The organism is Streptomyces sp. NPDC020780, from assembly GCF_044334475.1.
Lineage (GTDB): Bacteria > Actinomycetota > Actinomycetes > Streptomycetales > Streptomycetaceae > Streptomyces.
In genome coordinates, this window is record NZ_JBIRTB010000015.1 from 153,554 (window position 1) to 180,061 (window position 26,508).

At 68.9% G+C, this 26,508-nt stretch carries 22 protein-coding genes; 14 read left to right on the forward strand and 8 right to left on the reverse strand.

The annotated features are described in order from the left end of the window. Positions 1-295 precede the first annotated feature (295 nt). The 3 genes from ACH4VO_RS26430 to moaA all read left to right on the forward strand — a co-directional run bounded on the left by ACH4VO_RS26430 (position 296) and on the right by moaA (position 3,445). Positions 296-661: a DUF485 domain-containing protein gene (locus ACH4VO_RS26430; RefSeq protein WP_360994071.1), complete on the forward strand. Its 366-nt coding sequence runs from the start codon at positions 296-298 to the stop codon at positions 659-661. Then, a complete protein-coding gene (locus tag ACH4VO_RS26435) occupies positions 658-2,295 on the forward strand; it encodes a cation acetate symporter (RefSeq protein ID WP_360994073.1) in 1,638 nt (545 codons plus the stop codon). Before ACH4VO_RS26430 ends, ACH4VO_RS26435 begins: the two co-directional genes overlap by 4 nt. Positions 2,296-2,455: 160 nt before the next feature. After that, positions 2,456-3,445, forward strand: a complete 990-nt coding sequence (gene moaA, locus ACH4VO_RS26440; RefSeq protein ID WP_360994076.1) for a GTP 3',8-cyclase MoaA — start codon at positions 2,456-2,458, stop codon at positions 3,443-3,445. On the opposite strand, the gene ACH4VO_RS26445 is transcribed toward moaA, so the two are convergent. Together ACH4VO_RS26445 and ACH4VO_RS26450 are read right to left on the reverse strand one after the other, a co-directional pair. Beyond that, the gene (locus ACH4VO_RS26445; protein ID WP_360994079.1) at positions 3,428-3,676 is read right to left on the reverse strand and encodes a hypothetical protein; all 249 of its coding nucleotides are present in this window, start codon (positions 3,674-3,676) and stop codon (positions 3,428-3,430) included. The two genes, moaA and ACH4VO_RS26445, sit on opposite strands and share 18 nt — an antisense overlap. 222 nt (positions 3,677-3,898) lie before the next feature. After that, positions 3,899-4,276 carry a DUF3099 domain-containing protein gene (locus ACH4VO_RS26450; protein WP_360994082.1) on the reverse strand — a complete coding sequence of 126 codons (378 nt, stop codon included), beginning with the start codon at positions 4,274-4,276 and terminating at the stop codon, positions 3,899-3,901. Between the two features lie 207 nt (positions 4,277-4,483). On the opposite strand from ACH4VO_RS26450, the gene ACH4VO_RS26455 reads away from it, so the two are divergent. Further along, positions 4,484-4,768, forward strand: coding sequence for a GlsB/YeaQ/YmgE family stress response membrane protein (locus ACH4VO_RS26455; RefSeq protein WP_360994084.1), 285 nt, complete (start codon positions 4,484-4,486; stop codon positions 4,766-4,768). Between the two features lie 116 nt (positions 4,769-4,884). Here ACH4VO_RS26455 and tyrS read toward each other — a convergent pair whose 3' ends face one another. From tyrS to ACH4VO_RS26470, 3 genes are all read right to left on the reverse strand, one after another. Next, complete coding sequence (gene tyrS / locus ACH4VO_RS26460) at positions 4,885-6,153, reverse strand: tyrosine--tRNA ligase (protein ID WP_360994087.1); 1,269 nt, start codon at positions 6,151-6,153, stop codon at positions 4,885-4,887. Between the two features lie 65 nt (positions 6,154-6,218). Beyond that, complete coding sequence (locus tag ACH4VO_RS26465) at positions 6,219-7,613, reverse strand: metallopeptidase TldD-related protein (RefSeq protein WP_360994090.1); 1,395 nt, start codon at positions 7,611-7,613, stop codon at positions 6,219-6,221. An 82-nt stretch (positions 7,614-7,695) separates the two neighbouring features. Continuing rightward, on the reverse strand, positions 7,696-9,219 hold the full coding sequence (locus ACH4VO_RS26470; protein ID WP_360994092.1) for a TldD/PmbA family protein: 1,524 nt from the start codon (positions 9,217-9,219) through the stop codon (positions 7,696-7,698). A gap of 220 nt (positions 9,220-9,439) precedes the next feature. Here ACH4VO_RS26470 and ACH4VO_RS26475 point away from each other — a divergent pair, with 220 nt between their 5' ends. The 3 genes from ACH4VO_RS26475 to ACH4VO_RS26485 are packed head-to-tail and all read left to right on the forward strand — an operon-like array spanning position 9,440 to position 16,307. Next, positions 9,440-13,132, forward strand: a complete 3,693-nt coding sequence (locus tag ACH4VO_RS26475) for a DEAD/DEAH box helicase family protein (RefSeq protein ID WP_360994095.1) — start codon at positions 9,440-9,442, stop codon at positions 13,130-13,132. Beyond that, positions 13,129-14,685 carry a restriction endonuclease subunit S gene (locus ACH4VO_RS26480; RefSeq protein ID WP_360994098.1) on the forward strand — a complete coding sequence of 519 codons (1,557 nt, stop codon included), beginning with the start codon at positions 13,129-13,131 and terminating at the stop codon, positions 14,683-14,685. Before ACH4VO_RS26475 ends, ACH4VO_RS26480 begins: the two co-directional genes overlap by 4 nt. An 8-nt stretch (positions 14,686-14,693) precedes the next feature. Then, complete coding sequence (locus ACH4VO_RS26485) at positions 14,694-16,307, forward strand: class I SAM-dependent DNA methyltransferase (RefSeq protein ID WP_360994100.1); 1,614 nt, start codon at positions 14,694-14,696, stop codon at positions 16,305-16,307. A 66-nt stretch (positions 16,308-16,373) separates the two neighbouring features. Here the strand turns inward: ACH4VO_RS26485 and ACH4VO_RS26490 are convergent, their stop codons facing one another. After that, positions 16,374-16,595, reverse strand: coding sequence for a DUF397 domain-containing protein (locus ACH4VO_RS26490; RefSeq protein ID WP_360994103.1), 222 nt, complete (start codon positions 16,593-16,595; stop codon positions 16,374-16,376). Continuing rightward, positions 16,592-17,458, reverse strand: a complete 867-nt coding sequence (locus ACH4VO_RS26495) for a helix-turn-helix transcriptional regulator (protein ID WP_360994106.1) — start codon at positions 17,456-17,458, stop codon at positions 16,592-16,594. Before ACH4VO_RS26495 ends, ACH4VO_RS26490 begins: the two co-directional genes overlap by 4 nt. A gap of 151 nt (positions 17,459-17,609) precedes the next feature. Here ACH4VO_RS26495 and ACH4VO_RS26500 point away from each other — a divergent pair, with 151 nt between their 5' ends. From ACH4VO_RS26500 to ACH4VO_RS26525, 6 genes are all read left to right on the forward strand, one after another. Further along, positions 17,610-18,077 (forward strand): ATP-binding protein, encoded by a 468-nt coding sequence (locus ACH4VO_RS26500; protein WP_360994109.1) that lies wholly within the window; start codon positions 17,610-17,612, stop codon positions 18,075-18,077. Positions 18,078-18,297: 220 nt separating this feature from the next. Further along, positions 18,298-19,803: an N-6 DNA methylase gene (locus tag ACH4VO_RS26505; RefSeq protein ID WP_360994112.1), complete on the forward strand. Its 1,506-nt coding sequence runs from the start codon at positions 18,298-18,300 to the stop codon at positions 19,801-19,803. Between the two features lie 56 nt (positions 19,804-19,859). After that, complete coding sequence (locus ACH4VO_RS26510; protein ID WP_360994115.1) at positions 19,860-22,019, forward strand: AIPR family protein; 2,160 nt, start codon at positions 19,860-19,862, stop codon at positions 22,017-22,019. Positions 22,020-22,292: 273 nt separating this feature from the next. Then, positions 22,293-23,012 carry a 3-oxoacyl-[acyl-carrier-protein] reductase gene (gene fabG / locus ACH4VO_RS26515; RefSeq protein ID WP_360994118.1) on the forward strand — a complete coding sequence of 240 codons (720 nt, stop codon included), beginning with the start codon at positions 22,293-22,295 and terminating at the stop codon, positions 23,010-23,012. 5 nt (positions 23,013-23,017) lie between these two features. Beyond that, positions 23,018-23,785: an enoyl-ACP reductase FabI gene (gene fabI, locus ACH4VO_RS26520; protein WP_360994121.1), complete on the forward strand. Its 768-nt coding sequence runs from the start codon at positions 23,018-23,020 to the stop codon at positions 23,783-23,785. A gap of 222 nt (positions 23,786-24,007) precedes the next feature. Beyond that, entirely contained in the window at positions 24,008-24,409 is a 402-nt protein-coding gene (locus ACH4VO_RS26525; RefSeq protein WP_360994124.1) for a hypothetical protein, read from the forward strand. A gap of 55 nt (positions 24,410-24,464) precedes the next feature. Here ACH4VO_RS26525 and ACH4VO_RS26530 read toward each other — a convergent pair whose 3' ends face one another. Continuing rightward, positions 24,465-25,139, reverse strand: coding sequence for a FadR/GntR family transcriptional regulator (locus tag ACH4VO_RS26530; RefSeq protein ID WP_360994127.1), 675 nt, complete (start codon positions 25,137-25,139; stop codon positions 24,465-24,467). Positions 25,140-25,240: 101 nt separating this feature from the next. Here ACH4VO_RS26530 and ACH4VO_RS26535 point away from each other — a divergent pair, with 101 nt between their 5' ends. Next, positions 25,241-26,503, forward strand: coding sequence for an MFS transporter (locus ACH4VO_RS26535; protein WP_360994130.1), 1,263 nt, complete (start codon positions 25,241-25,243; stop codon positions 26,501-26,503). The last annotated feature ends 5 nt before the right edge of the window (positions 26,504-26,508 follow it).

Consider the following 26,508-nt stretch of genomic DNA (forward strand, 5'->3'; position numbering starts at 1 on the left):
ATCATCCGTGCTTGATGACCGGACACAAGTCTGTATCCGGTCACGTACATGACGAGTGAAGTTATCGCTGATCAGTGCGATACATCAATGAATATGGGCAAGTGAGTTCGAGGTGTGATCTGAGGGGGTGACACCTGACACCCGCAGACGTCAGTCCGAGAAGGACGACCCCCCGGTGAACCGCTTCGCCGCGCTCTCCGTGCCGTTGTCAGGGAGTCGTACCGCACCCCCACCCCGAGGACTTCCTGTGAAGAGCACCGTCCCGACCACCGCACCCGCGTCGCGAGGAGAATCCGTGGCTACCGATGCACCGCCGCCCCAGGCCAGTACGGACAAGCGTCCCGCCCAACCCACCGCCGAGGCGTTCCTCGAGGCGCAGAACAGTGCGGAGTTCACCGAACTGCGCCGGTCCCACCGGTCCTTCGCCTTCCCGCTGACCGTCGGCTTCGTCGCCTGGTACCTGCTCTACGTGCTGCTGTCCAGCTACGCCGGGGACTTCATGGGCACCAAGGTCGTCGCCAACTTCAACGTGGCCTTCGTGTTCGGCCTGGCCCAGTTCGCCACCACGTTCCTGATCGCCTGGTTCTACTCGCGCCACGCCACGAGGAAGCTCGACCCCCAGGCGGCGGCCATCAAGTCCCGTATGGAGGCCGACGCATGAGCGCCGCGTACCACCCGCACCCCGTGATCCAGCTCGCCGCCTCCTCGACGGCCGAGCACCGCCCGCTGATCATCAGCCTCTTCGCCGTCTTCGTCGCCGCGACCCTCGCCATCACCGTCTGGGCCGGCCGCCAGACGAAGAACGCGTCCGACTTCTACGCGGGCGGCCGCCAGTTCACCGCCTTCCAGAACGGCCTCGCGGTCTCCGGCGACTACATGTCCGCCGCGTCCTTCCTCGGCATCGCCGGCGCCATCGCCCTCTTCGGATACGACGGCTTCCTCTACTCCATCGGCTTCCTCGTCGCCTGGCTCGTGGCCCTCCTGCTCGTGGCCGAACCGCTGCGCAACTCCGGCCGCTACACCATGGGCGACGTCCTCGCCTACCGGATGCGCCAGCGGCCGGTCCGTACCGCCGCGGGCGTCTCGACCATCGTCGTGTCGATCTTCTACCTGCTGGCCCAGATGGCCGGAGCGGGCGTCCTCGTCTCGCTGCTGCTCGGCATCACCAGCGACGCCGGCAAGGTCCTCATCGTGGCCCTGGTCGGCGTACTCATGATCGTCTACGTCACCATCGGCGGCATGAAGGGCACCACCTGGGTCCAGATGGTCAAGGCCGTGCTCCTCATCGCGGGCGCGCTGCTGATGACCTTCATGGTGCTGTGGAAGTTCGACTTCAACGTCTCCGACCTGCTGGGCACCGCCGCCGAGAAGAGCGGCCACGGAGCGGCGTTCCTGGAGCCGGGACTCAAGTACGGCGTCACCGGCGTCTCGAAGCTGGACTTCATCTCGCTCGGGCTCGCCCTCGTCCTCGGCACCGCCGGCCTGCCGCACATCCTGATCCGCTTCTACACCGTGCCCACCGCCAAGGCGGCCCGCAAGTCCGTCAACTGGGCCATCGGCATCATCGGCGCCTTCTACCTGATGACCATCGCCCTCGGATTCGGTGCCGCCGCGCTCATCGGCCCCGAGGAGATCAAGGCGAAGAACCCGGCGGGCAACGCGGCGGCGCCGCAGCTCGCGGAGTACCTCGGCGGGGTCGGCACCACCGGGGGCGCCGTCCTGCTCGCCGTGATCTCGGCCGTCGCCTTCGCCACCATCCTCGCGGTCGTCGCGGGTCTCACCCTCGCCTCCTCGTCCTCCTTCGCCCACGACATCTACGCCAACGTCATCCGCAGGGGGCAGGCGACCGAGAAGGAGGAGATGCGTGCCGCCCGGTGGGCCACCGTCGCGATCGGCATCGTCTCGATCGCCCTCGGCGCCATGGCCCGCGACCTGAACGTCGCCGGCCTCGTCGCCCTGGCCTTCGCCGTCGCCGCGTCGGCCAACCTGCCGACCATCCTCTACAGCCTCTTCTGGAAGCGCTTCACCACGCAGGGCGCCCTCTGGTCCATCTACGGCGGTCTCGCCTCCTCGGTCCTGCTGGTGCTCTTCTCCCCGGTCGTCTCCGGCAAGGCCAGTTCGATGTTCCCGGACGTCGACTTCGCCTGGTTCCCGCTGGAGAACCCCGGCCTCATCTCCATCCCGCTGGGCTTCCTGCTCGGCTGGGCCGGCTCGGCCCTCTCCAAGGAGGAGCCCGACGCCGCCAAGTACGCCGAACTCGAGGTCAAGTCCCTCACCGGCACGGGAGCCCACTGACCGCGCCGGCCGACGGCCCCCCGGGGCCCCGTCGTAGAGTCCTACGACGGGGCCCCGCCGCACCTCGTGACAAACGGGCACCCCCGATGTCACAGGTCTCGCGTACTCTCGGGAGAAGTCAGACCACATCGGCGGACATCACCGGGGGAGGGGGCCCACAGTGCTCATCGACACCTACGGCCGGGTCGCCACCGACCTGCGTGTTTCACTGACCGACAAGTGCAATCTGCGCTGCACCTACTGCATGCCCGAGGAAGGCCTGCAGTGGCTCGCCAAGCCCGACCTCCTGACCGACGACGAGATCGTCACACTCGTCCGCATCGCCGTCACGGAGCTCGGCGTCACGGAGGTCCGCTTCACCGGCGGGGAGCCGCTGCTGCGCCCCGGGCTGGTCTCCATCGTCGAGCGCTGCGCAGCTCTGGACCCCCGACCCCGGATGTCGCTCACCACCAACGGCATCGGGCTCCAGCGCACCGCCGCCGCCCTGAAGGCGGCAGGCCTGGACCGGGTCAACGTATCGCTGGACACCCTGCGCCCCGACGTCTTCAAGACGCTCACCCGCCGCGACCGCCACAAGGACGTCCTGGCCGGACTCGAGGCAGCCCGTGAGGCCGGTCTCACCCCGGTCAAGGTGAATGCCGTCCTCATGCCGGGACTCAACGACGACGAGGCCCCCGAGCTGCTCGCCTGGGCCCTGGAGCACGACTACGAGCTCCGGTTCATCGAGCAGATGCCGCTCGACGCCCAGCACGGCTGGAAGCGCGACGGAATGATCACGGCGGGAGACATCCTCGCCTCGCTGCGTACCCGTTTCACCCTGACCGCCGAAGGGGAGGACGAGCGCGGCTCGGCCCCCGCCGAGCGCTGGACCGTGGACGGCGGTCCTCACCGCGTCGGCGTCATCGCCTCCGTGACCAGGCCCTTCTGCCGGGCCTGCGACCGCACTCGGCTCACCGCGGACGGCCAGGTCCGCACCTGTCTGTTCGCCCGCGAGGAGACGGACCTGAGAGGCGCCCTGCGCTCGGACGCTCCGGACGAGGAGATCGCCAGGATCTGGCGGCTCGCGATGTGGGGCAAGAAGGCGGGCTCCGGCCTCGACGACCCCGCCTTCCTGCAGCCCGACCGCCCGATGTCAGCGATCGGTGGCTGAGGACTCCCACTCCACCAGGGGCACGACGTCCTTCAGGAAGCCGCGTACCCCGAGGAACGAGGCCAGGTGCTCCCGGTGTTCCTCGCAGGCCAGCCAGGTCTTGCGGCGCTCCGGGGTGTGCAGCTTCGGATTGTTCCAGGCGAGCACCCACACGGCATCGGCGCGGCAGCCCTTGGCGGAACAGACCGGTGCGCCCAAGGCGCTCTCGGCAGAGGATTCGGGGAGGTTCACGGCCTCAACCCTAAGTGAGGTCCCGCACCGGGCTCCGTACGCATCCCCGCCGGAGAAAGGGCGACGCCGAGCAGCCACGGGGGGAGCTGCCCGGCGTCAGTCCGTCACTCCGACGGGGGATGCGGAGCGCGTTACGCAGTATGTCACGGGGACCTGGGTGCGGTGCACCGCAACGTCACGATTGATCTGAGCTCTTCTTGAGCTTTCCAGGTCCTCGGGCGGTCAGCCCGTGGCCTGCGTATCTCCGGCGCGGCCGGCCGGACCGGGTTCCGCGGCGGGTTCCGGGGCGCCTGCCGCAGGCGCGGCGCCGACGGCCGCCCGCATCGGCGCGGGCACGAACGTCGACGGCAGTGAAGGAGCGTTCTCCCGGCCCGCGTTGGCGATGACCACCGCGACATACGGGAGCAGAACGCCCAACGCGAGCGCCACGACCGCCACATGCCGCTCGACGTTCCACAGGGTCGCGGCCAGCACCACGGAGACGGTCCGCACGGACATCGAGATGATGTAACGCCGCTGTCTGCCGCGCACGTCGTCGGCGAGACCCTGCCGCGCGCCCGTGATCCGGAAGACCTCCGCGCCGCTTCGCTTCCGCACCATGCTCCACCACCAGATCGCTCTGCCGGACTCCCCGGACCGGTCCGCATATACGGTACGCCCGGGTTCCGCCGTGTTCGAGACCGGGGCGCGCGTCGCCCGGGCGGGCCGCCACCGCCGTACGCGTACGGACCTGTCCGGCATGCGCCGTACGTCCCCCGGGCCGAGACTGGGTGGACGTGCGCACACCGCGCCGCGCGAGGAGGCGACATGGGTTGGTTGTGGGCGATCATCGTGGGTCTCGTGCTGGGTGTGATCGCCCGGGCGATCCTCCCGGGGAAGCAGAACATCCCCCTCTGGCTGACGGTGGTGTTCGGTATCCTCGGCAGCGTCCTCGGCAACGCGGTCGCGACCTGGATCGGTGTCAACGAGACCAAGGGCATCGACTGGATCCGCCACCTGCTGCAGCTGATCGGCGCCGTGGTGGTCGTCGGGCTCGGTGACATGCTCTGGCAGTCCATCCGCGGGAACCGGGGCACCCGCGAGAGAACCTGAAACCACCCCACGCGCCACTGCGGCCGGCCACGCGTCTCGCGTGACCGGCCGCAGCGCCGTGTTCGGTGCCCGCCCGGCACACCAATGGTGATCCGGGCCGGCCGACTCCGGATGGATCAGCCCGCGGTGACCTCGACGGCGGCGAGGTTCTTCTTGCCCCGGCGCAGGACCAGCCAGCGCCCGTGCAGCAGCTCCTCGGGGGCCGGTGCGCTCTCACCGTCCGTGACCTTCGCGTTGTTCACGTAGGCCCCACCCTCCTTGACCGTACGGCGGGCGGCCGACTTACTGGCCGACAGACCCACCTCCACCAGGAGGTCCACCACCGGCCCGAGCTCGGTGACCCGGGCGTGCGGTACCTCGGACAGGGCGGCGCCCAGCGTCGCCTCGTCCAGCTCACCGAGCTCCCCCTGCCCGAACAGGGCCTTCGACGCGGCGATGACCGCCGCGCACTGCGCGCCGCCGTGCACCAGCGTCGTCAGCTCCTCGGCCAGCGACCGCTGCGCCGACCTGGCCTGCGGGCGCTCCTCGGTGAGCCGCTCCAGCTCCTCGAGCTCCTCCCGGCTCTTGAAGCTGAGGATGCGCATGTAGGTGGAGATGTCCCGGTCGTCCACGTTCAGCCAGAACTGGTAGAACGCGTACGGCGTCGTCATCTCCGGATCGAGCCAGACGGCCCCGCTCTCGGACTTGCCGAACTTGGTGCCGTCCGCCTTGACCATCAGCGGTGTCGCCAGCGCGTGCACGACGGCCCCGGGCTCCAGGCGGTGGATCAGGTCGATGCCCGCCGTGAGGTTGCCCCACTGGTCGCTGCCGCCCTGCTGAAGGGTGCAGCCGTAACGCCGGTACAGCTCCAGGAAGTCCATGCCCTGCAGCAGCTGGTAGCTGAACTCCGTGTAGCTGATGCCCTCCTGGGACTCCAGCCGGCGGGCGACCGAGTCCTTGGTGAGCATCTTGTTGACCCGGAAGTGCTTGCCGATGTCCCGGAGGAACTCGATCGCGGAGAGGCCCGCGGTCCAGTCGAGGTTGTTCACCAGCGTGGCGGCGTTCGGGCCCTCGAAGGTGAGGAAGGGCTCGATCTGCCCGCGCAGCCGCTGGACCCACGCGGCGATGGTCTCCGGGTCGTTCAGCGTGCGCTCCGCGGTGGGCCGCGGGTCGCCGATCTGACCGGTGGCCCCGCCGACCAGGGCGAGAGGCCGGAGCCCGGCCAGCTGGAGGCGGCGCATGGTGAGCACCTGCACCAGATGGCCGACGTGGAGACTCGCCGCGGTCGGGTCGAAGCCGCAATAGAACGTGACCGGGCCGTCCGCGAGAGCCTTGCGCAGCGCGTCCTCGTCAGTGGACTGGGCGAACAGCCCGCGCCACTTCAGCTCGTCGACGATGTCCGTCACGGTCGTTTCTCTCCTCTGAGGGTTCGGACTGGGTCCGAGGGGTCGTACCGGCCAGTCTATGGGGGTCACACGCCCCGGCTGACCGAGCTCATATGGAAATCGGGGATGCGCAGCGCGGGCATCGCGGCCCGGGTGAAGTAGTCGCCCCACTCGCGCGGCAGCGTCTTCTCCGTACGGCCCGCCTCCGACGCCCGGGACAGCAGCCCGACCGGTGACTCGTTGAACCGGAAGTTGTTCACCTCGCCGACGACCTCGCCGTCCTCCACCAGGTAGACGCCGTCCCGGGTCAGCCCGGTCAGCAGCAGCGTCGCCGGATCCACCTCGCGGATGTACCAGAGGCACGTCAGCAGCAGCGCCCGCCCGCTCGTCGCGGCCACCATCTCCTCCAGGGACCGCTCACCGCCTCCGTCCAGGACCAGGTTGTCCATGGCGGGGGCCACCGGCAGGCCCGTCAGCCCGGCGGAGTGCCGGGTGGTGGTCAGCCGCTCCAGCCGGCCGTCCCTGATCCAGTCGGTGGGGGCCAGCGGCAGCCCGTTGTCGAAGACCGAGGCCCCGTCGCCCGAAGCGTGGGCGATCACGAAGGGGGCGGACTCCAGCCCCGGCTCGTGCGGGTCGCTGCGCAGGGTCAGCGGGAGCGGGGAGAGCGTCTCGCCGATCCGCGTCCCACCGCCGGGCCGGGAGAACACCGTGCGGCCCTCCGCCGCGTCCCGGGCACCGGCCGACCAGTACTGGTAGATCAGCAGGTCGGCCACCGCGGTGGGTGGCAGCAGCGTCTCGTACCGCCCGGCCGGCAGCTCGATCCGGCGCTCCGCCCAGCCGAGGCGCCGCGCGAGCTCCGCGTCCAGGGCGGCCGGGTCCACGTCCTTGAAGTCCCGGGTCGCCCGGCCCGCCCAGGCGGACCGGGTCCGGTCGGGCGACTTGGCGTTCAGCTCCAGCGTCCCGTTCGGCTGGTCGTGGCGCAGCCGCAGCCCCGTCGACGTACCCACGTACGTCGAGCTCAGCTCGTGATGGGCGAAGCCGTACAGCTCACGGCCGCCGGCCCGGGCACGGGCGAAGGCCTCGCCGAGCGCCGGAGCGAAGTCGGCGAACACGTCGGAACCGGTCTCGGCCGGGGCCTCCGTGAAGTCGGCGGAGACCGGCACCCCGGAGACCAGCGGCTGCGCGTCCTCGGCCGGACCCGCACCGCGTGCGGCGGCCTCCGCGGCCCGCACGAGCGGCTCCAGGTCCTCGGTGGTCACGGCCGAGCGTGACACCACGCCGGACGCGGTCCCCTGTGCGCCGTCCACGGTCGCGATCACGGTCAGGCTCCGGCCCCGCGTCACCCCGTTCGTGGTGAGGGCGTTGCCGGCCCACCGCAGGTTGGCGGAGGAGTTCTCGTCCGCGATGACCACGCAGCCGTCCGCGGTGGACAGCTCCAGTGCGCGCTCCACGATCTCGTACGGCTTGCTGACGCGGCTCATCGCCCGCCCTCCTGCGTCGTGGTGAGACTGTGCCTGCCCGGGGGCCGACCCCCGGACCCCCGGCCGGTTCCGCGGTGACCGCTCATCGCCCGCCCTCCTGCGTCGTGTTGAGGATGTTCACGCCCCGGAAGAGGGCGGAGGGGCAGCCGTGCGAGACTGCCGCGACCTGACCCGGCTGCGCCTTGCCGCAGTTGAAGGCGCCGCCCAGGACGTAGGTCTGCGGACCGCCGACCTTCTCCATCGAGCCCCAGAAGTCCGTGGTCGTCGCCTGGTAGGCGACGTCCCGCAACTGGCCCGCCAGCCTGCCGTTCTCGATCCGGAAGAACCGCTGCCCGGTGAACTGGAAGTTGTACCTCTGCATGTCGATCGACCAGGACCGGTCGCCGACCACGTAGATCCCGCGTTCCACCCCGCCGATCAGGTCCTCCGTGGAGAGCCCGCCGGGATCCGGCCGCAGCGACACGTTCGCCATGCGCTGTACGGGGACGTGGCCCGGGGAGTCCGCGTAGGCGCAGCCGTTGGAGCGGCCGAGGCCCGTCAGCTTCGCGATCCGGCGGTCCGTCTGGTAGCCCACCAGCGTGCCGTCCTTCACCAGGTCCCACGACTGGGCCTCGACGCCCTCGTCGTCGTACCCGACGGTCGCCAGCCCGTGCTCGGCGGTGCGGTCGCCGGTCACGTTCATCACGGGGGAGCCGTACGTCAGTTTCCCGAGCTGGTCGAAGGTGGCGAAGGACGTCCCGGCGTACGCCGCCTCGTAACCCAGCGCCCGGTCCAGCTCGGTGGCGTGGCCGATCGACTCGTGGATGGTCAGCCACAGGTTGGACGGGTCGACGACCAGGTCGTACCTCCCCGCCTCGACGCCCGGCGCCCGCATCTTCTCGGCCAGCAGACCGGGGATCCGCTCCAGCTCGGCGTCCCAGTCCCATCCGGTGCCGGTCAGGTACTCCCAGCCCCGGCCCACCGGCGGTGCGATGGTCCGCATCGAGTCGAACTCACCGGTCGCGGAGTCCACGGCCACGGCGGTCAGCTGCGGATGGACCCGCACCCGCTGCTGGGTGGTGACGGTACCGGCCGTGTCCGCGTAGAACTTGTTCTCGTGGACGGTCATCAGTGAGGCGTCCACGTGGGCCACCCCGTCCGCCGCCAACAGCCGCGAACTCCACTCGGCGAGCAGCCCCGCCTTCTCCTCGTCCGGTACGGAGAAGGGGTCGACCTCGTACGCCGACACCCAGGTCCGCTCACCGTGCACCGGCTCGTCCGCCAGCTCGACGCGCTCGTCGGAACCCGCCGCCGCGATCACCTTCGCCGACAGCTTCGCCATGGCGACCGCCTGGGAGGCCACCTTCGCCGCGGCGTCCATCGTCAGGTCCACCCCGGAGGCGAACCCCCAGGCCCCGCCGTGCACCACCCGGACGGCGAAACCGAGATCGGTGGTGTCGGAGGAGCCGGCGGGTTTGGCGTCACGCAGCCGCCACGCCGCGCTGCGTACGCGCTCGAGACGGAAGTCGGCGTGCTCGGCGCCGAGCGCGCGGGCCCGGGCGAGTGCCGCGTCGGCGAGCGCCCTCAGCGGCAGCGCGAGGAACGCTTGATCGATCTCATGGGCCATGTGGGGCCTCCCCTTCGGTCATGGCGCGGTCCGGTTGAGTGAACCACGGTGCCAAGCGCGCTGGCGTGGCAATTCGGCGGTGGCGGGACCTAGGCCGCGCCGGTCGGACCTCTCGTGCCGAAGGCCGGCGAGGAAGACCGGGCGCCCGTTAGGCTCCATGGGTGGTCACGCCGCACGAGCAGCGTCGACGTTTGCACTCCCGGAGAGGCGGTACCACCCCATGAGCAGCTCAGGCGGGGCGTCCCAGCCACCAGACCCCCGACTTGTACGCCTGGCGGGCCAGTCCCGCAACTTCGGTTTCCTGCTGCCGCATCTTCCGCTGCTCGTCGCCTACGGAACCGCCGCCGAGAGTCATGTCTTCAGCGACTCGAACACGTCCCTGATCAAATCCCGCCAGTTCGCGGAGGCCATGGCGGCCGACCTCGTCAGCCGGGCCCGGGTCCCAGTGGAGGGCAGCACCCAGTTCGACCGGCTGCGGGCCCTGGACCGGGAAGGCTACCTCCACGGCGACGTGGGCACCGCCTTCCACGAGGTGCGCACCCTCGGCAACGAGGCGAGCCACGCGGGACTCGACAGGGCCGACGACGCCTTCCGCGCCCTGCGCACCTGCTTCCGCCTCGGCACCTGGTACCACCGGCTGCTCACCGGCTCACGCGAGCAACTGCCGTTCGTGCCGCCCAGCCCCGACCGCACCCCGGCCGCCGAGAACGAGCGCCTGCTCCAGGATGTCGCCCAGGCTCGCAGAGAACTGGAAGAAGCCCGCCTCAGCTACCAGGACCGGGCTTCCCAGGCCCAGGCCGAGCAGACCGCCCGGAACGCCGTCGAGCGCGAGCTGGCCCAGACCCAGGCCGAGCGTGAGGAACTGGCCCGCGCGGTAGAGGCCATGCGGCACCAACTCGAGGACTTCCAGGCCGCCGCCGAAGCCACACAGCTCGACCGCCGCCACACCACCGCCACCGACCGCGCCGCCGCGTCGGCCGCCGTCGCCGAGCGTGCCCGCCTCCTCGACAACGCCGAGCAGGCGTCCCGCGAACCGCTCACCGAGGTGCAGGTCCGCAAGCGACTCGACGCCATGCTCACGACGGCGGGCTGGGACGTCCAGGACGGCGGCGCGGACCTCAACCTCCACGTCCAAGGCGACCGCCGGGGCAACGGCGTCGCCGTCCGCGAGGTCACCACCGCCCGGGGCCGCGCCGACTACGCCCTCTACGTCGACCGCAGACTCGTGGGCGTCATCGAGGCCAAGCGCGAGGGCGCCGACCTGTCCGCGGCGGAGGCCCAAGCCGACCGCTACGCCGACCATCCCACCGACGCCCAGCAGCGCCTCAGCGCCTGGCGCACCCCGCTCCCGTTCCGCTACGTGAGCGACGGCGGCGAGACCCGTTTCCGGTCCGTCCTCGACCCGGACTCCCGTACCCGCCGCGTCTTCTCCTTCCACCAGCCGCGCACCCTGGCCCGCTGGATCCGCCAGGCGGAGGAGGACGAGCAGGCCCCCAGCTACCGGGCCCGGCTGCGCCACCGCATGCCCGAACTCGACGAGCGCCCCCTGCGTCCCGCACAGGTCGACGCGGTACGCGAGGTGGAGAACTCGCTGGCCCTCGGCAAGGGCCAGCAGGGGATGGGCCAGTCCCGCGCCCTCGTCCAGATGGCCACCGGCGCCGGCAAGACGTTCACGGCCGTCACGTTCTCGTACCGGATCCTCAAGCACGCCCGCGCGGAGCGCGTCCTGTTCCTCGTCGACCGCAACAACCTCGGCGCACAGGCCTTCGCCGAGTTCGAGAACTTCAGGACCCCCGACACCGACCGCAAGTTCGCCGACCTCTACAACGTCCAGCGTCTCGGCGCGGAGGGCATGTTCGTCTCCTCCAAGGTCGTCATCTCCACCGTGCAGCGCCTCTACATGGAGCTCACCGGCGCGAGCCTGCCGAGTAACGGACGGGAGGACCAGGAGGACGGGGACATCGGCTACGACGTCGAGGTGCCCGGCGGCATCGAGGTCGGCTACAACGCGGACATCCCCCCGGAGGCCTTCGACCTGATCGTCGTCGACGAGTGCCACCGCTCCATCTACGGCAAGTGGCGCTCCGTCCTCGAGTACTTCGACGCCCCCATCGTCGGCCTCACCGCCACCCCCGTCGCCCAGACCTTCGGCTACTTCAACGGCAACCTGGTCAGCGAGTACTCGTACCAGGAGGCGGTGGCCGACCGTGTCAACGTCGACTTCTCCGTCTACGAGATCGAGACGCGGATAACCGCCGCGGGCGGTGTCATCGCGCAGGGCACCATCCCGATCCGTGACCGCCGCACACGCCGCCAGCGCTACGAGGACATCGACGAGGACATCGAGTACGGCGCGAACCAGGTCGGTGTCGGAGTCATCAGCAAGGACCAGCTCCGTACGGTCGTCCAGACCTTCCACGACCGGCTGTTCACGGAGATCTTCCCTGAGCGGGGGAAGCACGACCCGGCCACGGGCACCTTGCGCTGGGACGAGATGTACGTGCCCAAGACGCTGGTCTTCGCCAAGAACGACAACCACGCGGAGGAGATCGTCGAGGTCGTCCGCGACGTCTTCGGCAAGGGCAACGACTTCTGCGCAAAGATCACCAGCGCGGCCCGCAACGCCGCCGAGCGCCTCGCGGCCTTCCGCAACCTTCCCGACCTGCGCATCGCGGTCACGGTCGACATGATCGCCACCGGCACGGACGTCAAGCCGCTGGAATGCCTGCTGTTCCTCAGAGACGTCAAGAGCTGGGCCTACTTCGAGCAGATGAAGGGGCGTGGCGCACGCACCCTGTCCCTCACGGACTTCGAGAAGGTCACCCCCGGCGTCGGTCCCAAGACCCGTTTCGTGATCGTCGACGCGGTCGGTGTGACGAAGAAGCCGAAGGTCGACGCGGCACCGTTGGAACGCCACACCGACAAACAGATCAGCCTGGAGAAGCTGCTCCGCAAGACTGCCGCGAACACGATCGAGGAGGAAGAGGTCTCCACCCTCGCGGCCCGCCTCTCCAAGCTCGACATCCAGATGACGGACGAGGAGCGCACCGAGATCCAGCGCCTGAGCGGCGGACTGGAACTGACGAAGATCGTTCACGGAATGGTCGAGGCCGTCTCGGCGGACCGGCAACTGGAAGTCCGGGAGGCCGCCGAGCGCGCGGGCCGCGACCCCGAGCGCGCGGTCCGCGACCTCATCGAGCGGGCGGTGCAGCCCCTCGCCGCCCAGCCGCCGCTGCGCGCCCGGCTGCTGGAGATGCGCCGCGCGAAGGACATCCTCTACGACGAGAACGGCGCCGACGAACTGCTCCGCGCGGGCGCGGTCGTCGACGACGAGGACACGGCGGCACGGACGGTCCGCGACTGGCGCCGGTACATCGACGACCACCGCGACGAGATCGCAGCGATGTCCATCGCGTTCAGCGCCGGCTCCGAGGTGCCGCCGGGTGTCGCGATGAACAGGCTCAACGACGTGGCCCGCAGCATCGCCCGCCCACCGCGCGCGTGGACTCCGGACCGGCTCTGGCAGGCGTACGAGAAGCTGGGCGAGGCGGTGACTGACGGGACCCGCCGCACGCACGCAGCCCCTGACCTTCTGGCCTTGCTCCGCTACGAACTCGCGGGCGGCGCGGAGCGGGGTGCACCGGCTCCGCGCCCGTACGAGGAGGTGGTGCGGAAGCGCTATCAGGCATGGATCGCCCGCCAGGAACAGATGGGCAACCGGTTCACGGAAGGCCAGCGCTGGTGGCTCGACCGCATCGCAGAAGCGACCGGCAAAGGTGTACGCTTCGACACCGCTGACCTCGATTACGCCCCTTTCACCTCACGTAATGGCACGGACGGGTTCATCGCCGAATTCGGGGGGACGCGGGCGGAACACATCATCACCGAACTGGACAGGGAGCTGAGCGCGTGACCACCGACTCGGGAACGGGGTCGGAGCCGGAAGGCTCGGGGGCCGAGGAGGGTGTTGCGGGGGGGCTGCCTGCGGGGTGGGTTCGGGCGAAGATTGGCGAACTGTGCGACGTAAATCCTCGGAGTTTTGACGAGGAACCGAGCGACGATGATCTGATTTCGCAGGTTCCGATGGCTGCTGTCGAGGCCGCATCGGGACGCATGGATGCATCGATGCAGGTGCGATATGGAGACCTGAAGAAGAAATCGCTCACCAGGTTCCAGGAGAATGACGTACTTTTCGCAAAGATCACGCCTTGCATGGAGAACGGGAAGATCGCGAAAGCTCAAGGGTTGACCGGCGGGCGCGCTCTGGGAAGTACGGAGTTTCATGTGCTGCGGAGCCGTGGAGCTGTGCTCCCCGAATATTTGATGCACTTCTTGCTTCAGTCGCACGTCAGAAGGACTGCGGAACGGCATATGACTGGTGCTGTGGGTCAGCGTCGTGTTCCGCGCCCGTACCTGGCGGAGCTGGAGATCCCTGTGCCGCCTCTCGCCGAGCAGCATCGTATCGTCGCCAAGTTGGACGATCTGCTGGCGCATGTCGAAGCGGGCGAGGCGGCAGTTGAGGCGGCTTCTGAGAAGCAGCAACCTCTCATGGACAGCATACTTGACAGGTGTATTCTCGGTTTGAGGCACGAGTCGAGTAATGAATCCCTAGCAGATATTCAGGCCAGGTCAAGCAGGAAGATTAATTACCGAACTCTACGCGCGCTACCTGTGGGATGGGTATGGCGTGTAGCGCAGGATGTGTGCTCATCAATCGTCTGTGGGTCGACGCCGCAAGCTTCGCTCATGCATGCAGATGCTGGAGAGATTCCCTTCCTGAAGGTCTATAACATTTCGAAGCGTGGTTTTGTTGACTTCACCGTACGTCCAACTTTTGTCGACCGTGAAACTCATGAAAAGAACCTAAAGCGTTCCAAGGTTCTACCGGGTGATGTCCTAACTAACATTGTCGGTCCGCCCTTGGGTAAAACGGCCGTAGTCCCTCTAGATCATCCCGAGTGGAATATAAATCAGGCTATTGTCGCCTTCCGTGCGGGTCCGGACATCACGCCCGAGTGGCTGCGGTTCGTGCTTCAGTCCCCGTATGTCATCGGGCTCTTGACGAGAACGGCTCGTGCGACTGCTGGACAGTTCAATATCGCCCTTTCGACGTGCAGAGAACTCCCCATTCCAGTTCCTCCGAGGAATGTTCAAGATGCACTGTGTGAGGAACTGGAAATTTCCGCGGAGCAACTTGCTGGGCTCCACGAGAATGTTCGCAGTCTGAACGGCGAGGCGCTTGAACTCCGTAACGCTCTCATGCATGCAGCCTTCACCGGCACCCTTGTCCCGCAGGACCCCGACGACGAGCCCGCCTCTGTCCTCCTCGACCGGATCCGCGCTCAGCGAGCGTTCGGCGCCAAGCCGGACAGGCGTAAGCGCGCACCCCGTAAGACATCCCAGGCCGCTCCCCAGACCTCCGGCCGACCGGTTCCTTCCGGCACCCAGGAAGCACTTCCCCTGTGAGTACGACCATGAGCAGCAGCACCGAGAACCAGACCCCCGCGAGCCCCGCCGATGTGGTGAGCTCGTCGGTACCCGGTGCGGCCACCACCACCCACCCGACCGAAGCCAAGGTGAAGGCCACCCCCGCCGCCCCGGTCTCGACCTCCACCCTCGTCAACCGCCTCTGGTCGTACTGCGAACTGCTCCGCCACTCCGGCGTCTCCACTCTCGACTACGTCGAGCAGCTCACCTACCTCCTCTTCCTGAAGATGGCCGACGAGCGCGCCAACCGTCCGGCCATCTTCCGGCGTAGTACCCCCGAAAAGCCCCTGGTACCCGAGGGCCGGGACTGGCAGAGCCTGATGACCCGGTCCGCAGAAGCACTGCTCGACCACTACGAGTTCATTCTCAAGGACCTCGGCCAGCGCGGCGGCACCATGCTCGGAGAGGTCTTCACCAAGGCGCAGAACAAGATCCAGGAACCTGCCGTCCTGGAACGCCTGATCAAGGACCTGATCAATCCCCACACCTGGACCACCGAGAACCAGGACCTCAAGGGCGACGCCTACGAAGGTCTCCTCCAGCGCGGCGCCGAGGACCGCAAGACCGGCGCGGGCCAGTACTTCACGCCCCGCCCGCTCATCGACGCTATGGTCGACTGCGTCCAGCCGAAGCCCGGCGAGACCCTCACCGACCCGGCCTGCGGCACCGGCGGCTTCCTCATCGCGGCGCACGCCCACCTCGTCCAGAACTACGAGAACGAGCTCTACGGCGACAAGGGTCGAGCCCTTCAGACCGGCGCGATCACCGGCTACGAACTCGTCCGGGAGACCGGCCGCCTCGCTCTGATGAACATGCTGCTGCACGGCATCGGAAGCTCCGCAGCCAAGCCGCTCATCACCATCCAGGACTCCCTGGCCCGCCCCCCGAAGCGGCACTACGACATCGTGCTGGCCAACCCACCCTTCGGCGTCGGCTCGGTGACCGGCGAGTCCTACACCTCCCGCACCGACTTCTGGGCGCCGACCACCAACAAGCAGCTCAACTTCGTCCAGCACATCTACAACCTGCTGAAGACCAACGGTCGAGCCGCTCTCGTCCTGCCCGACAACGTCCTCTTCGAGGGCGGCGCCGGCGAGACCATCCGCAGGAACCTCCTCAACCTCTGCGACGTCCACACCCTCCTGCGCCTGCCCACCGGCATCTTCTACGCCAACGGCGTCAAGGCCAACGTCCTGTTCTTCGACAAGACGGGCCAGCGCACCGGAGGCCGTCCGGGCACCCGCAAACTCTGGGTCTACGACTTCCGCACCGACCAGCGCTTCACGCTCAAGCAGCGCCAGCTGGGCCGTCAGCACCTGGACGACTTTGTCACCGCCTACCACTCCGGCGGCGCTGACATCACCAAGCGCACCCCGAGCGAACGCTTCCGCCCGTACGACTACGACGAGCTGATCGCCCGGGACAAGGTCAACCTCGACCTCACGGTACTCGGGGCCGACACCACCGCGACCACGAAGTACGCGTCGCCGGACCTGATCGCGCAGGAGATCGTCGATGAACTCGAAGTGGCACTGGCCGAGTTCACGGCCGTGGCACAATCCCTGAAGAAGGACGCGTCGCCGTCGGCCGACGACAAGTAGACGCGGACGACGGGCCGGCGGTTCTCCGAGAACCTCCGGCCCATCGCCGCACCCTCCTCTACAAGCTCACAGCTCGCCCGCTATCACACCGGTCCGGAAAGCGGCCCACTCTGAGGCGGTGAACCGCAGCGGTTCCCGCTCCGGCTTCTTCGAGTCCCGTACGGCCCGTGCGCCGTGCGGCAGTTCGGCGACCTCGACGCAGTCGTTCTCGGCTCCACTGGCTGTCGCCTTGCGCCAGGTGGCGCCACCGAGGTCTTGTTCGTACAGCTCAGTCTTGCGGTCGGTCACTTCCGGAAGCCTTCTTCCAGCTCGGAGATGCGTACGAGGGAGTCCTCAACGGGCAAGGCCGTGGCGCGAATGCGCTCGTACGCTCGCTCGAAGGGGATCGCGTCTTCGCCTTCAACGTACGTGGCTCCGCCAGGGTTCTCCAAGAGGACGACACTCGGCAGCGGTGCCCGGAACTTGGTGAGAGAGAAGCCGCCCTCAAGCCCGGGGTGAGGTGTCGCGCTGAGAGGCATCAACTGCACTGTCACATTTGGAAGGTCTGCGGTCTCACGCAGCCTGCGCAACTGTTCCTGCATGGTGCCGGGCCGGCTGGCAAACCTCAGGTGCAGGGCTGCCTCATAGATGATCGCCCAGAATTCCAGAGGGGTGCCAGGCCGACTGAGTACGGACTGGCGAGCCATGCGCACCTCCGCCAGCGCGGTGACATCTTCTGCGCTTCGGGTGGTGGTGATCCCGGCGATCGTCTCGCGTGCGTAGGCGGCGCTCTGTAGTAGTCCCGGAACCAGAAGCGGCGACCAGGAGCACACCACATCGGCGTCTGTCTCCAACGAGATGTAGTCCGCGTAAAGAGGGCTGACAACCTGCGAATACGCCTGCCACCAGCCCTTCTTTGCGGCATCGCTCCTCAGTTGCTCCAAGACGTCACGGACCTCGTGATCACCCACTCCGTAAACAGTGAGCAACTGGTCGAGGTCGGCGGGGCGGATCGCCTGCACGGCATTCTCGATCTTCGACATCTTCGGGCTCTGCCATCCCATTGCGGAGGCAGCGCGGTCCAGGCTCAGTCCGGCTTCGTTCCGGAGCCTTCGCAGTGCGCCTCCGAGGCGGCGACGCCTGACGGTGGGGGCCAAAGGGGCGTTCGGCATGAAGACATGGTGTCACTCAAGCGGTATTGAGGGACGCAAAATCGAAAATATCACTCATTAGGGTAGAAAGGTTGCGACCTGAGGTTGTGGAAGGGCACTCTCAAGTCAGCGCAAAGCGAGCAGAGTTCGTTCTCGACGTAGGAGCTCCCCCATGCCCCACTCCCTCGGCTGGTACCACACCCCCACCCCCACCGGCTTCGTCCTCCACCTCTCCGCCACGCCCGACCACCTTCGAGCCACCCGGGCCCTGATCGGCAAGACGCTCGCCGACGCAGGCGTGTGTGAAGGGCAGTCGCACGCCGTGCAGTTGGTGATGTCCGAGCTGTTCGGGAACGCGGTCCGCGCCTGCGGCGACTTCGTGCCGCTCGTCGCCGAGGTGGCCGTGGAGCCGCCGCAGGGGAGCGGCGGTGCGGAGCGAGGCGTCCGGGTCAGGCTGCACGACCCGTACCGGTTGACGTTTCCCGTGTTCAGCGGTGTACGGCTGGACGACCCCGAGGCGGAGTCGGGGCGTGGGCTGCCCCTGATTGATCTGCTCGCCCCGGGGTGGCGGGTCGCGGGCACGCCGGTCGGCAAGCAGGTGCGCTGCCGGATTCCCGCTGAGCGTGAAGCCGGACTCTGACCGGATCCACCGTCACCGAAAACCAATCTTGTAGTACTGGCCGTGAAGTTGTGCCTACGATGGAAGGGAGTTGATCGCCTGCGGCCCGATCGGCCGGTCTGATGTGCTCCCGGTCCGATGCGCTCTCGGAGCCTTCGTCGCCGCGTTCGGCGCCTGCCTGGGGAGAGGCGGCCCCGTCGGCGCGTCCACTCGGGCCGGAACGTACGAGAGCGGGTGGGGTATGGCGGTGGAGCGCGACGGTGTCGGGGCGAGAGGGCCGGAGAAGCGCTGGACGGCGAAGGGGATCTTCGAGCGCTGGCAGCGCTTCTACGAACTCAAGACCAGTGCCAAGGCGCTGACCCGGCTGGAGTTCACCGAGCACATCGCCTACCTGCTCTTCCTCAAGCTCGATCATGAACGCGCACAGCGGTCAGGGATGTTCGCGAGCCAGCCGATCGCCCCGGCGGACACCTGGCCGCACCTCGTACTCGCCAGCGGTGAGGACCTGCATGCCGCCCTCACCCGGCTAATGGTGGAACTCGGCAGGCCGAACCCGCAGGATCCCCGCCGGGCCATCGCCAGTGTCCTCTTCCAGGACTCCCGCCCCTGGCCCGTGGACCGAATGGCGGAACTCGGGCTGCTGATCATCGACGAGTTCGGCCCGTACCGCTGGTCGGACGTGAACCGTGACGCACTCGGATCCGCCTTCTCCCTGATGATCGCCGACTGCCGCGAAGACATCCTGGCCAAGCGGGAAACGGGCCAGTTCCTCACCCCGCCGTACCTGCTGAAGGTGATAGCCAAGGCGCTCGCCCTCACCCCGCAGGACCGGGTGATCGATGCCGCGGTCGGGGTCGGCACCAGTCTCATCGCCGCGCACCGTGAGATGGCCGCGCACGGGGAGCGCGTCGACGCCTCCGCCATCGCCGGGGCTGACATCGACGTACAGATGTGCCGCCTGGCGACGATGAATGTGCTCCTCAACACCGGGCGACAGTTCCACGACGTCCCGCCGATACTGCGCGGCGACTCGCTCAGGGTGAAGGAGCGCCTGGTGCGCCGGCACGAGCGGGACGTGGCCGCCACCGTCGCCATCTGCAACCCGCCGTTCAAGAGTGTCGAGACGAACACCGAGCAGCGCGACGACTTCTGGGCGCAGAACGCCACACTCCCGGCGAACTTCCTCCAGCACCTGGCCATCACCCTGCCGCAGGGGGCCAGAGCGGCCGTCTTCGTCCCCGACGGTGTGCTGTTCCACCGGGGCGCGGCGGCCACCATCCGCAGGGAGCTGCTGAAGAACTGCACCGTCCACACCCTGCTGCGCCTGCCGACCGGCATGTTCCACGACACCGGTTCCAAGACGAACGTCCTCTTCTTCACCAAGTCCGTGCGCCGCCCGACCGGCGAGCCGAACACCGAGGAGCTGTGGGTGTACGACGCCCGCGACCTCCACCACACCGACACCGAGAACCCGCTCACCGAGGACGACTTCGCGGATTTCCTGGAGGCGTTCCGGCACGGAGAGGAAGGACTCGCCGACCGTACCGAGTCGTCGCGCTTCAAACGCTACGACCGTGAGGCCGTGCGGAAGATACTGGACAGCCCCGACGTCAGCCTCAATCTGAGGGCAGCTCCCGCCGACGCGCCGGACGACCTCGGGGACCCGCGCGACATCGCGCGCTCCATCATTGACCACCTCAGTGACGCGCAGCGGAGCTTCGAGCGGGTTCTGGAATCCCTCGGCTGAGACCGCCGCCGTATTCGCCCTTCCGCCATCACACGCAGTCGGCCCGACAGGAAACCGTGAACGCCGCACCCCAGCAGCCCGACGTCCCCACCCAGGTCCGCCAGACCGCACGCGCCTTCGACGAAACGTACACCGGCCTCATCGACATGAGCGACTTCGGTAACCGGCCGCCGGAGCAGACCACGCCAGCCTTCCGCTCCCGGGCTCTGGCCGCGCACGCCGTACGGATCATGACCGGGTGGACCCCCGAACAGGCGGCCGACTGCGTCATCGACGGCGGCCAGGACCAGGGGATCGACGCCATCGCCATCGACGAGGCGGCGGCGCACATCCACCTGGTGCAGGCCAAGTGGAGCCCGACCGGGAACGCCAGGGCCGACGAGACAGCGGTGCAGAAACTCTTCGCTGGACTGACCCTCATCGACTCCGGAGAGTCCGCCCAGTTCAACCCGCGTGGTCAGATCCTCGCCAAGCGGGCGCACGAACTCATCGGCGAGAAGGCGACCCGGATCACGCAGGTGATCGTCCTCATGGGAACCGAGCCGCCCGCGCCGGGCGTACGGCAGGCCATCAAGAACGGTGAGAGCGAGTTCAACTCCCACGGCGACTACGTCGATCATAAGTTGCTGCACGCCTCGGAGATCCACGCGCTGGTGCGCGAGGACCAGCAGAGCGAACCCGTCACCCTGGAAGTGACGCTGAGCCCCTGGTTCAGCGTGTCCTCGCCCTACCTCTCCTACGAGGGGATCGTGCAGGCGGAGGAGATCGCGACCTGGAGCGAACACGGCAACGAACTGTTCGCCCGCAACATCCGCAACCCGCTGGGGCTGACCCCCATCAACAAGGAACTGGTGGACACCCTCACCGAGGAGCCGTCCCACTTCTGGTACTTCAACAACGGCGTCACGGTCCTGTGCGACTCCATGGACGCGGTGCCCGTGTCGCAGAAGTTCCCCGAGCGTCATCCCGTCCGCCTCACCGCCCACGGCGCCAGCGTGGTGAACGGCGCACAGACCGTACGCTCCGTCATCGACGCCGCCCAGCAGGTCGAGGACGCCGAACTCGCCCAGGTCACCGTCCGCTTCATCGTCACCGGCGGTGACGTCGACTTCGCTAACCGCACCACCCAGGCCACCAATCGGCAGAACCACATCACCGAGCGTGACCGCATCGCCCTCGAACCGGTCCAGGCGCAGCTCATCGCCGACTTCCGCGCCGAACTCGGCCTTGTCTACAGCGTGCGCCGCAGCGAACTCGAACCGCAGGACGATGAGGGCTGCTCCGTCGTGGAAGCGACCTGTGCGCTCGCCTGCGCCCACACCGGCAGCCGGTTCGCTGCCCGGCTCGTCGCGTCCGGCTCCACCGATGTGCTGTGGGAAAGGGGGAGCAGCGGTATCTACGATCCCCTCTTCCGGTCCGTGCCCAGCGTGTACGAGACCTGGAATGCCGTGAACGTCCTGCGGGCGGTGCGGACGGCGCTGCGTACGGAACGCGAACAGTACGAAGGACGCGCGGCCGCCGTCATCGACGACGGCACATTCCTCATCACCCACCTGGTGTTCCGGCAGTTGCTCGCCCAGGACGCCGGTATGGGGGAACCGGACCAGTCACTGGCCTGGGCCGAGGCGGCCGTGGCGCAGGTACCCGAACTCGTCAAGCGCGTCGTCCCGGTGCTCGTGCAGGTTCTGGACGACGAGGTGGGCACCCGGTCGAGCCTCCAGCGCGTGTGCGCCGACCCCGGGCAGGCCGCCGACCTCGTGACGGCGGTCCTGGCGTCCCTCGACGGAGAAGGCGGCACCGGGGACGCCGCAGCGAAGTACCGGCGACAGGACAACAAGCCGCGCAAGCGCCGCAGGCCCAACGCGGTACATGTGATCGTCAACAGCGGCGCCCTGGACGAGGGCGCGCCCCTTCACCTGGCCCTGTACCTCCAGCCGGAGAAGGACGCGCTGGCCGAGTGGCTCGCCGCGAACCCCCGCCGGGCACTCGCGAAGTGGACCAACACCAACCGGGCACGCCCGATCGTCTGGGCCGCCGACGGACTCTCGTACTCACCCAGTGGTCTCGTCGCACGGATGTGGGAGCTGGCCGAATGGGAAGGACGCCCCGTCTCGAATCAGGGCACTGCCCGTTGGGCCACCCAGGAGGGGGAGACACTCGCCATCCTCGCCCGGCGGCTCCTTGACAGCATGGAGGAGGAGAAGAATGGAGAGTGAGAGTACGGGTGCACCCGGTGGCGCAGCTTGCCAGCTGAGCGCGTGTGGGGACATCCGGGGACCTCGCGGACGCGCCTGCAGGGATTGCGCGGATAGCCCAACGTAGTAACAGGGCGCGTTGGACGTCTTCCTCCCGAGTGAGGCCAGGGCGCCTTCCTTCTGTAGGGATCCAACAGTCGCGGCCCGGCGGCGCTGTCAGGGCCCGATTCCCCGGAAGCGGTGCGGTACCGATAGGTTTTCGAGGTATCAGACCGTCAAGGAAAGGGTGATCCGTTGAGCCGCTCGGTTCTCGTCACCGGAGGAAACCGGGGCATCGGCCTCGCCATCGCCCGCGCCTTCGCCGACAACGGCGACAAGGTCGCGATCACCTACCGGTCCGGCGAGCCGCCCCAGGCGCTCACCGAGGCCGGGGTTCTCGCGGTCCGGTGCGACATCACCGACACCGAGCAGGTGGAGCAGGCCTACAAGGAGATCGAGGAGAAGCACGGTCCGGTGGAGGTGCTGGTCGCCAACGCCGGTATCACCAAGGACCAGTTGCTGATGCGGATGTCGGAGGAGGACTTCACCTCCGTACTCGACACCAACCTCACCGGCACCTTCCGCGTCGTCAAGCGCGCCAACCGTGCGATGCTCCGTGCCAAGAAGGGCCGCGTCGTCCTGATCTCCTCCGTCGTGGGCCTCCTCGGCTCGGCGGGCCAGGCCAACTACGCCGCGTCCAAGGCGGGCCTGGTCGGCTTCGCCCGGTCGCTGGCCCGCGAACTGGGCTCGCGGAACATCACGTTCAACGTCGTCGCACCCGGGTTCGTCGACACCGACATGACCCAGGCGCTCACCGACGAGCAGCGCAAGGGCATCGTGTCGCAGGTGCCGCTCGGCCGCTACGCGCAGCCCGCCGAGATCGCCGCCGCGGTGCGCTTCCTCGCGTCCGACGACGCGTCGTACATCACTGGAGCCGTCATTCCCGTTGACGGCGGATTGGGCATGGGTCACTGATCACCATGAGCGGAATCCTCGACGGCAAGCGCATCCTCATCACGGGTGTGCTGATGGAGTCGTCCATCGCTTTCCACACCGCCAAGGTGGCCCAGGAGCAGGGCGCCGAGGTCATCCTCACGGCCTTCCCCCGGCCGACGCTGACCGAGCGCATCGCCAAGAAGCTTCCGAAGCCCGCCAAGGTCATCGAACTCGACGTGACCAACGACGAGCACCTGGGCCGGCTGGCCGGCCTCGTCAAGGACGAGCTCGGCTCGCTCGACGGCGTCGTGCACTCCATCGGCTTCGCGCCGCAGGACGCGCTCGGCGGGAACTTCCTGAACACGCCCTTCGAGTCGGTCGCCACCGCGATGCACGTCTCGGCGTTCTCGCTGAAGTCGCTCGCCATGGCCTGCAAGCCGCTGATGGCGGACGGCGGCTCGATCGTCGGCCTCACCTTCGACGCGCAGTTCGCCTGGCCCCAGTACGACTGGATGGGCCCGGCCAAGGCCGCGCTGGAGGCGACCTCCCGCTACCTCGCCCGCGACCTGGGCGGCGACAGCATCCGCTGCAACCTGATCTCGGCAGGCCCCATCGGCTCGATGGCCGCCAAGTCCATTCCGGGCTTCGGCGATCTCGCGGAGGTCTGGAACACCCGGTCCCCGCTGGCCTGGGACATGGCCGACCCGGAACCGGCCGGCCGCGGTGTGGTCGCGCTGCTCTCCGACTTCTTCCCGAAGACGACGGGCGAGATCATCCACGTCGACGGTGGCGTGCACATGATGGGCGCCTGACTCCCCCGCACGGACGTACGGCCGCGTACCGCCTCCCACCGGGGCGGTACGCGGCCGTCCTGCGTGCGGCGCGGTTTCGGTGGGACCCCGTGGGAGGGGACCCCGTGCCTGTGGCGTCCACGGGGTCCCGGTGTCTGCGCGTCCCGAGTCGAAAAGGGAGCCGTTCCCCCGCAGAATGTGGGGGAACCGGACTTCTGGTCAGGCCGTGGGGAGGAGATCGCCGTGCGCTCCACAGGTCGCCGAGCCAGTGCCCCGCGCTCCGCGCGCCGCCGGACCTGGGCCCTGCTGGCCACGGCGGCGGTCGCCGCCGGTCTCCTCGCGCCGGTGGCCGTGAGCGCGGCGAACCGGGCCGGGAGCGGCACGGTGGCCGGGCCCCCCGCACCGGCCCCCGAACCCTCGGGCTCCGAATGCCGTACGTCGGTGGCGGGCTCCCGGGTCGTCGCCTACTGCCACAACCCGTACCCCACCACCGATCTCGTCCAGCTCCACACCGAGTGCGCCCGCTGGTGGGACGTGGACGCGGACGGCAGTCCGGTCGCCGTGCGGCCGGGCGCGACCGTCAAGCTCCAGGACCGCTGCTGGAAAGAGGTCGGCTCGGCCTGGGTCAGCCACCGCCCCGGCTGATCTGTCCCCGTTCCCCTCTTGTCCGGATCCCGGTCCTCCCCCGGGGGCCGTCCGCTTACGCGCGCTCCCGCAGGCAGTTCAGGGCGTGGCTCGCGGCCTCGGTGGCCGCCGTCCCCGCGTCACCCGCCCGGATCGCCTCGACCAGCCGCGCGTGGTCCATGTACTGCTCGGGCCGCAGCTCCGGCCCGACGTCCTCGCGCAGGTAGTCACGGAGCAGGTCGTTCAGGTCGGCGTAGAGCTCGGTGAGCACGTCGTTGTGGGAGGCCGCGACCACCGCCAGGTGCAGCGTCGCGTCGGCGGCCACGAACGCCTCGGCGTCCCCGGCGGCCCAGGTGGCCTCCCGCTGCGCCATCAGCGCGTCCAGCTGCCGCATGTCCCGGTCCGTGCGCCGCAGGGCGGCGAGCCGGGCCGCCGACGACTCCAGGGTGGAACGCAGCTCGGCGACGTGAAGCGGGTCGGCGTCCGCGAACCGGCGCTGCATCACGCCGGCCAGCTCGCTCGTCGCGACGACGTACGTGCCGGAGCCCTGGCGGATGTCCAGCAGTCCGTTGTGCGCCAGCGCGCGTACGGCCTCGCGGACCGTGTTGCGGGCGACCCCCAGCTGTTCCACCAGTTCGGGTTCGGTCGGGATACGGGAACCCACGGGCCACTCGCCCGAGGTGATCTGGTTCCTCAGCTGGGCAATCACCTGGTCGGCGAGAGCCGAACGCCGTGGGGACGTCAGCGCCATGGTGCTCCTTGTTCGGATCCGTGAAGCGTGTGCCGGATTCTCTCAGCCGGGAGGGACCGGGAGTGGACAATGAATCATCCCATGATTCTATGATGGGCCTCATGTCCCATGACGAGACCCCGACGCTGAATCCCGCGCCCGCCCGCGACGCCCACGCGCCCGCCCCCGCCGCCGGCCCCGCTCCCTGGCTGCTGGGCACGGTCACCGTCGGTCTCGTCCTGGCCGCGCTCAACCTGCGGCCCGCCATCACCAGCCTGGGCCCCCTCCTCGAAGAGGTGCGGGACGGGCTCCACATGAGCGGCAGCGTCGCCGGGGTCCTCACGTCCGTACCGCCGTTCTGCTTCGCGCTCTTCGGCTTCATGGCCCCGCGGCTCGCCCGCCGGTTCGGCCCGGGCGCCGTCGTCTGCGCGGGCATGACCGCCATCGCGGCGGGACTGCTGATCCGGCCCTTCGCCGGAAGCACGGCGGCCTTCCTCGCGGCCAGCGCCCTCGCCCTGATGGGCATCGCCGTCAGCAACGTCCTGATGCCCGTCATCGTCAAGCGCTGGTTCCCCGACCGGGTCGGCACCATGACCGGTCTCTACTCGATGGCCCTGGCCCTCGGCACCGCGCTCGCGGCCGCCCTGACCGTCCCCATGACGCACGCGCTGGGCGGCAGCTGGCAGACCGGCCTCGTCGTCTGGGCGGTACCGGCCGCCGCGGCGGTCGTCCCCTGGCTCTTCCTCGTACGGGACCGCACCACCGCCTCCGGCAAGCCCGCCGGGCAGCCCCGGCAGGCGCCGGCGCTCAGGATCACCCGCAGCCGGACCTCCTGGGCCCTGGCCTGCTTCTTCGGCCTCCAGGCCACGGCCGCCTACATCACCATGGGCTGGATGCCCCAGATCTTCCGCGACGCGGGCCTGTCGGCCGGGACCGCCGGCATCCTGCTGGCCGTGACCATGGCCATGGGGGTGCCCCTCGCCTTCGTCATTCCCCGGGCCGCCGCCCGGCTGCGCAACCAGGGCCCGATCGTCCTCGTCCTCGGGGGATGCGGCCTCCTCGGCTACGCGGGTCTCTACCTCGCCCCCGCCGGCGGCGCCTGGCTCTGGGCCCTGCTGCTGGGCGTCGCGAACTGCGCCTTCCCGCTCGCCCTCACCATGATCGGCATGCGGTCACGTACCGGTGCCGGTGTGGTCAGGCTCTCGGCCTTCGCCCAGTCCACCGGCTATCTCCTCTCGATTCCCGGCCCGCTCCTCGTCGGCGTGCTGTACCAGCACAGCGGCGGCTGGGGCCTGCCGATCGCGCTCATGGCGGCCCTCATGGTCCCGCAGATGGCGGCGGGTGTACTCGCGGGGCGGGACCGGACGATCGAGGACGAATGCTGAGATGC

Excerpts from the sequence above, each read along its gene's own strand:
- ACH4VO_RS26450 (WP_360994082.1), bottom strand. The coding sequence starts at position 4,276 with ATGGTGCGGAAGCGAAGCGGCGCGGAGGTCTTCCGGATCACGGGCGCG.
- ACH4VO_RS26470 (WP_360994092.1), bottom strand. The coding sequence starts at position 9,219 with ATGGCCCATGAGATCGATCAAGCGTTCCTCGCGCTGCCGCTGAGGGCG.
- ACH4VO_RS26455 (WP_360994084.1), top strand. The coding sequence starts at position 4,484 with ATGGGTTGGTTGTGGGCGATCATCGTGGGTCTCGTGCTGGGTGTGATC.
- ACH4VO_RS26530 (WP_360994127.1), bottom strand. The coding sequence starts at position 25,139 with ATGGCGCTGACGTCCCCACGGCGTTCGGCTCTCGCCGACCAGGTGATT.
- fabI (WP_360994121.1), top strand. The coding sequence starts at position 23,018 with ATGAGCGGAATCCTCGACGGCAAGCGCATCCTCATCACGGGTGTGCTG.
- ACH4VO_RS26475 (WP_360994095.1), top strand. The coding sequence starts at position 9,440 with ATGAGCAGCTCAGGCGGGGCGTCCCAGCCACCAGACCCCCGACTTGTA.
- ACH4VO_RS26465 (WP_360994090.1), bottom strand. The coding sequence starts at position 7,613 with ATGAGCCGCGTCAGCAAGCCGTACGAGATCGTGGAGCGCGCACTGGAG.
- ACH4VO_RS26500 (WP_360994109.1), top strand. The coding sequence starts at position 17,610 with ATGCCCCACTCCCTCGGCTGGTACCACACCCCCACCCCCACCGGCTTC.
- ACH4VO_RS26485 (WP_360994100.1), top strand. The coding sequence starts at position 14,694 with ATGAGCAGCAGCACCGAGAACCAGACCCCCGCGAGCCCCGCCGATGTG.
- ACH4VO_RS26505 (WP_360994112.1), top strand. The coding sequence starts at position 18,298 with ATGGCGGTGGAGCGCGACGGTGTCGGGGCGAGAGGGCCGGAGAAGCGC.
- ACH4VO_RS26535 (WP_360994130.1), top strand. The coding sequence starts at position 25,241 with ATGTCCCATGACGAGACCCCGACGCTGAATCCCGCGCCCGCCCGCGAC.
- ACH4VO_RS26435 (WP_360994073.1), top strand. The coding sequence starts at position 658 with ATGAGCGCCGCGTACCACCCGCACCCCGTGATCCAGCTCGCCGCCTCC.
- ACH4VO_RS26495 (WP_360994106.1), bottom strand. The coding sequence starts at position 17,458 with ATGCCGAACGCCCCTTTGGCCCCCACCGTCAGGCGTCGCCGCCTCGGA.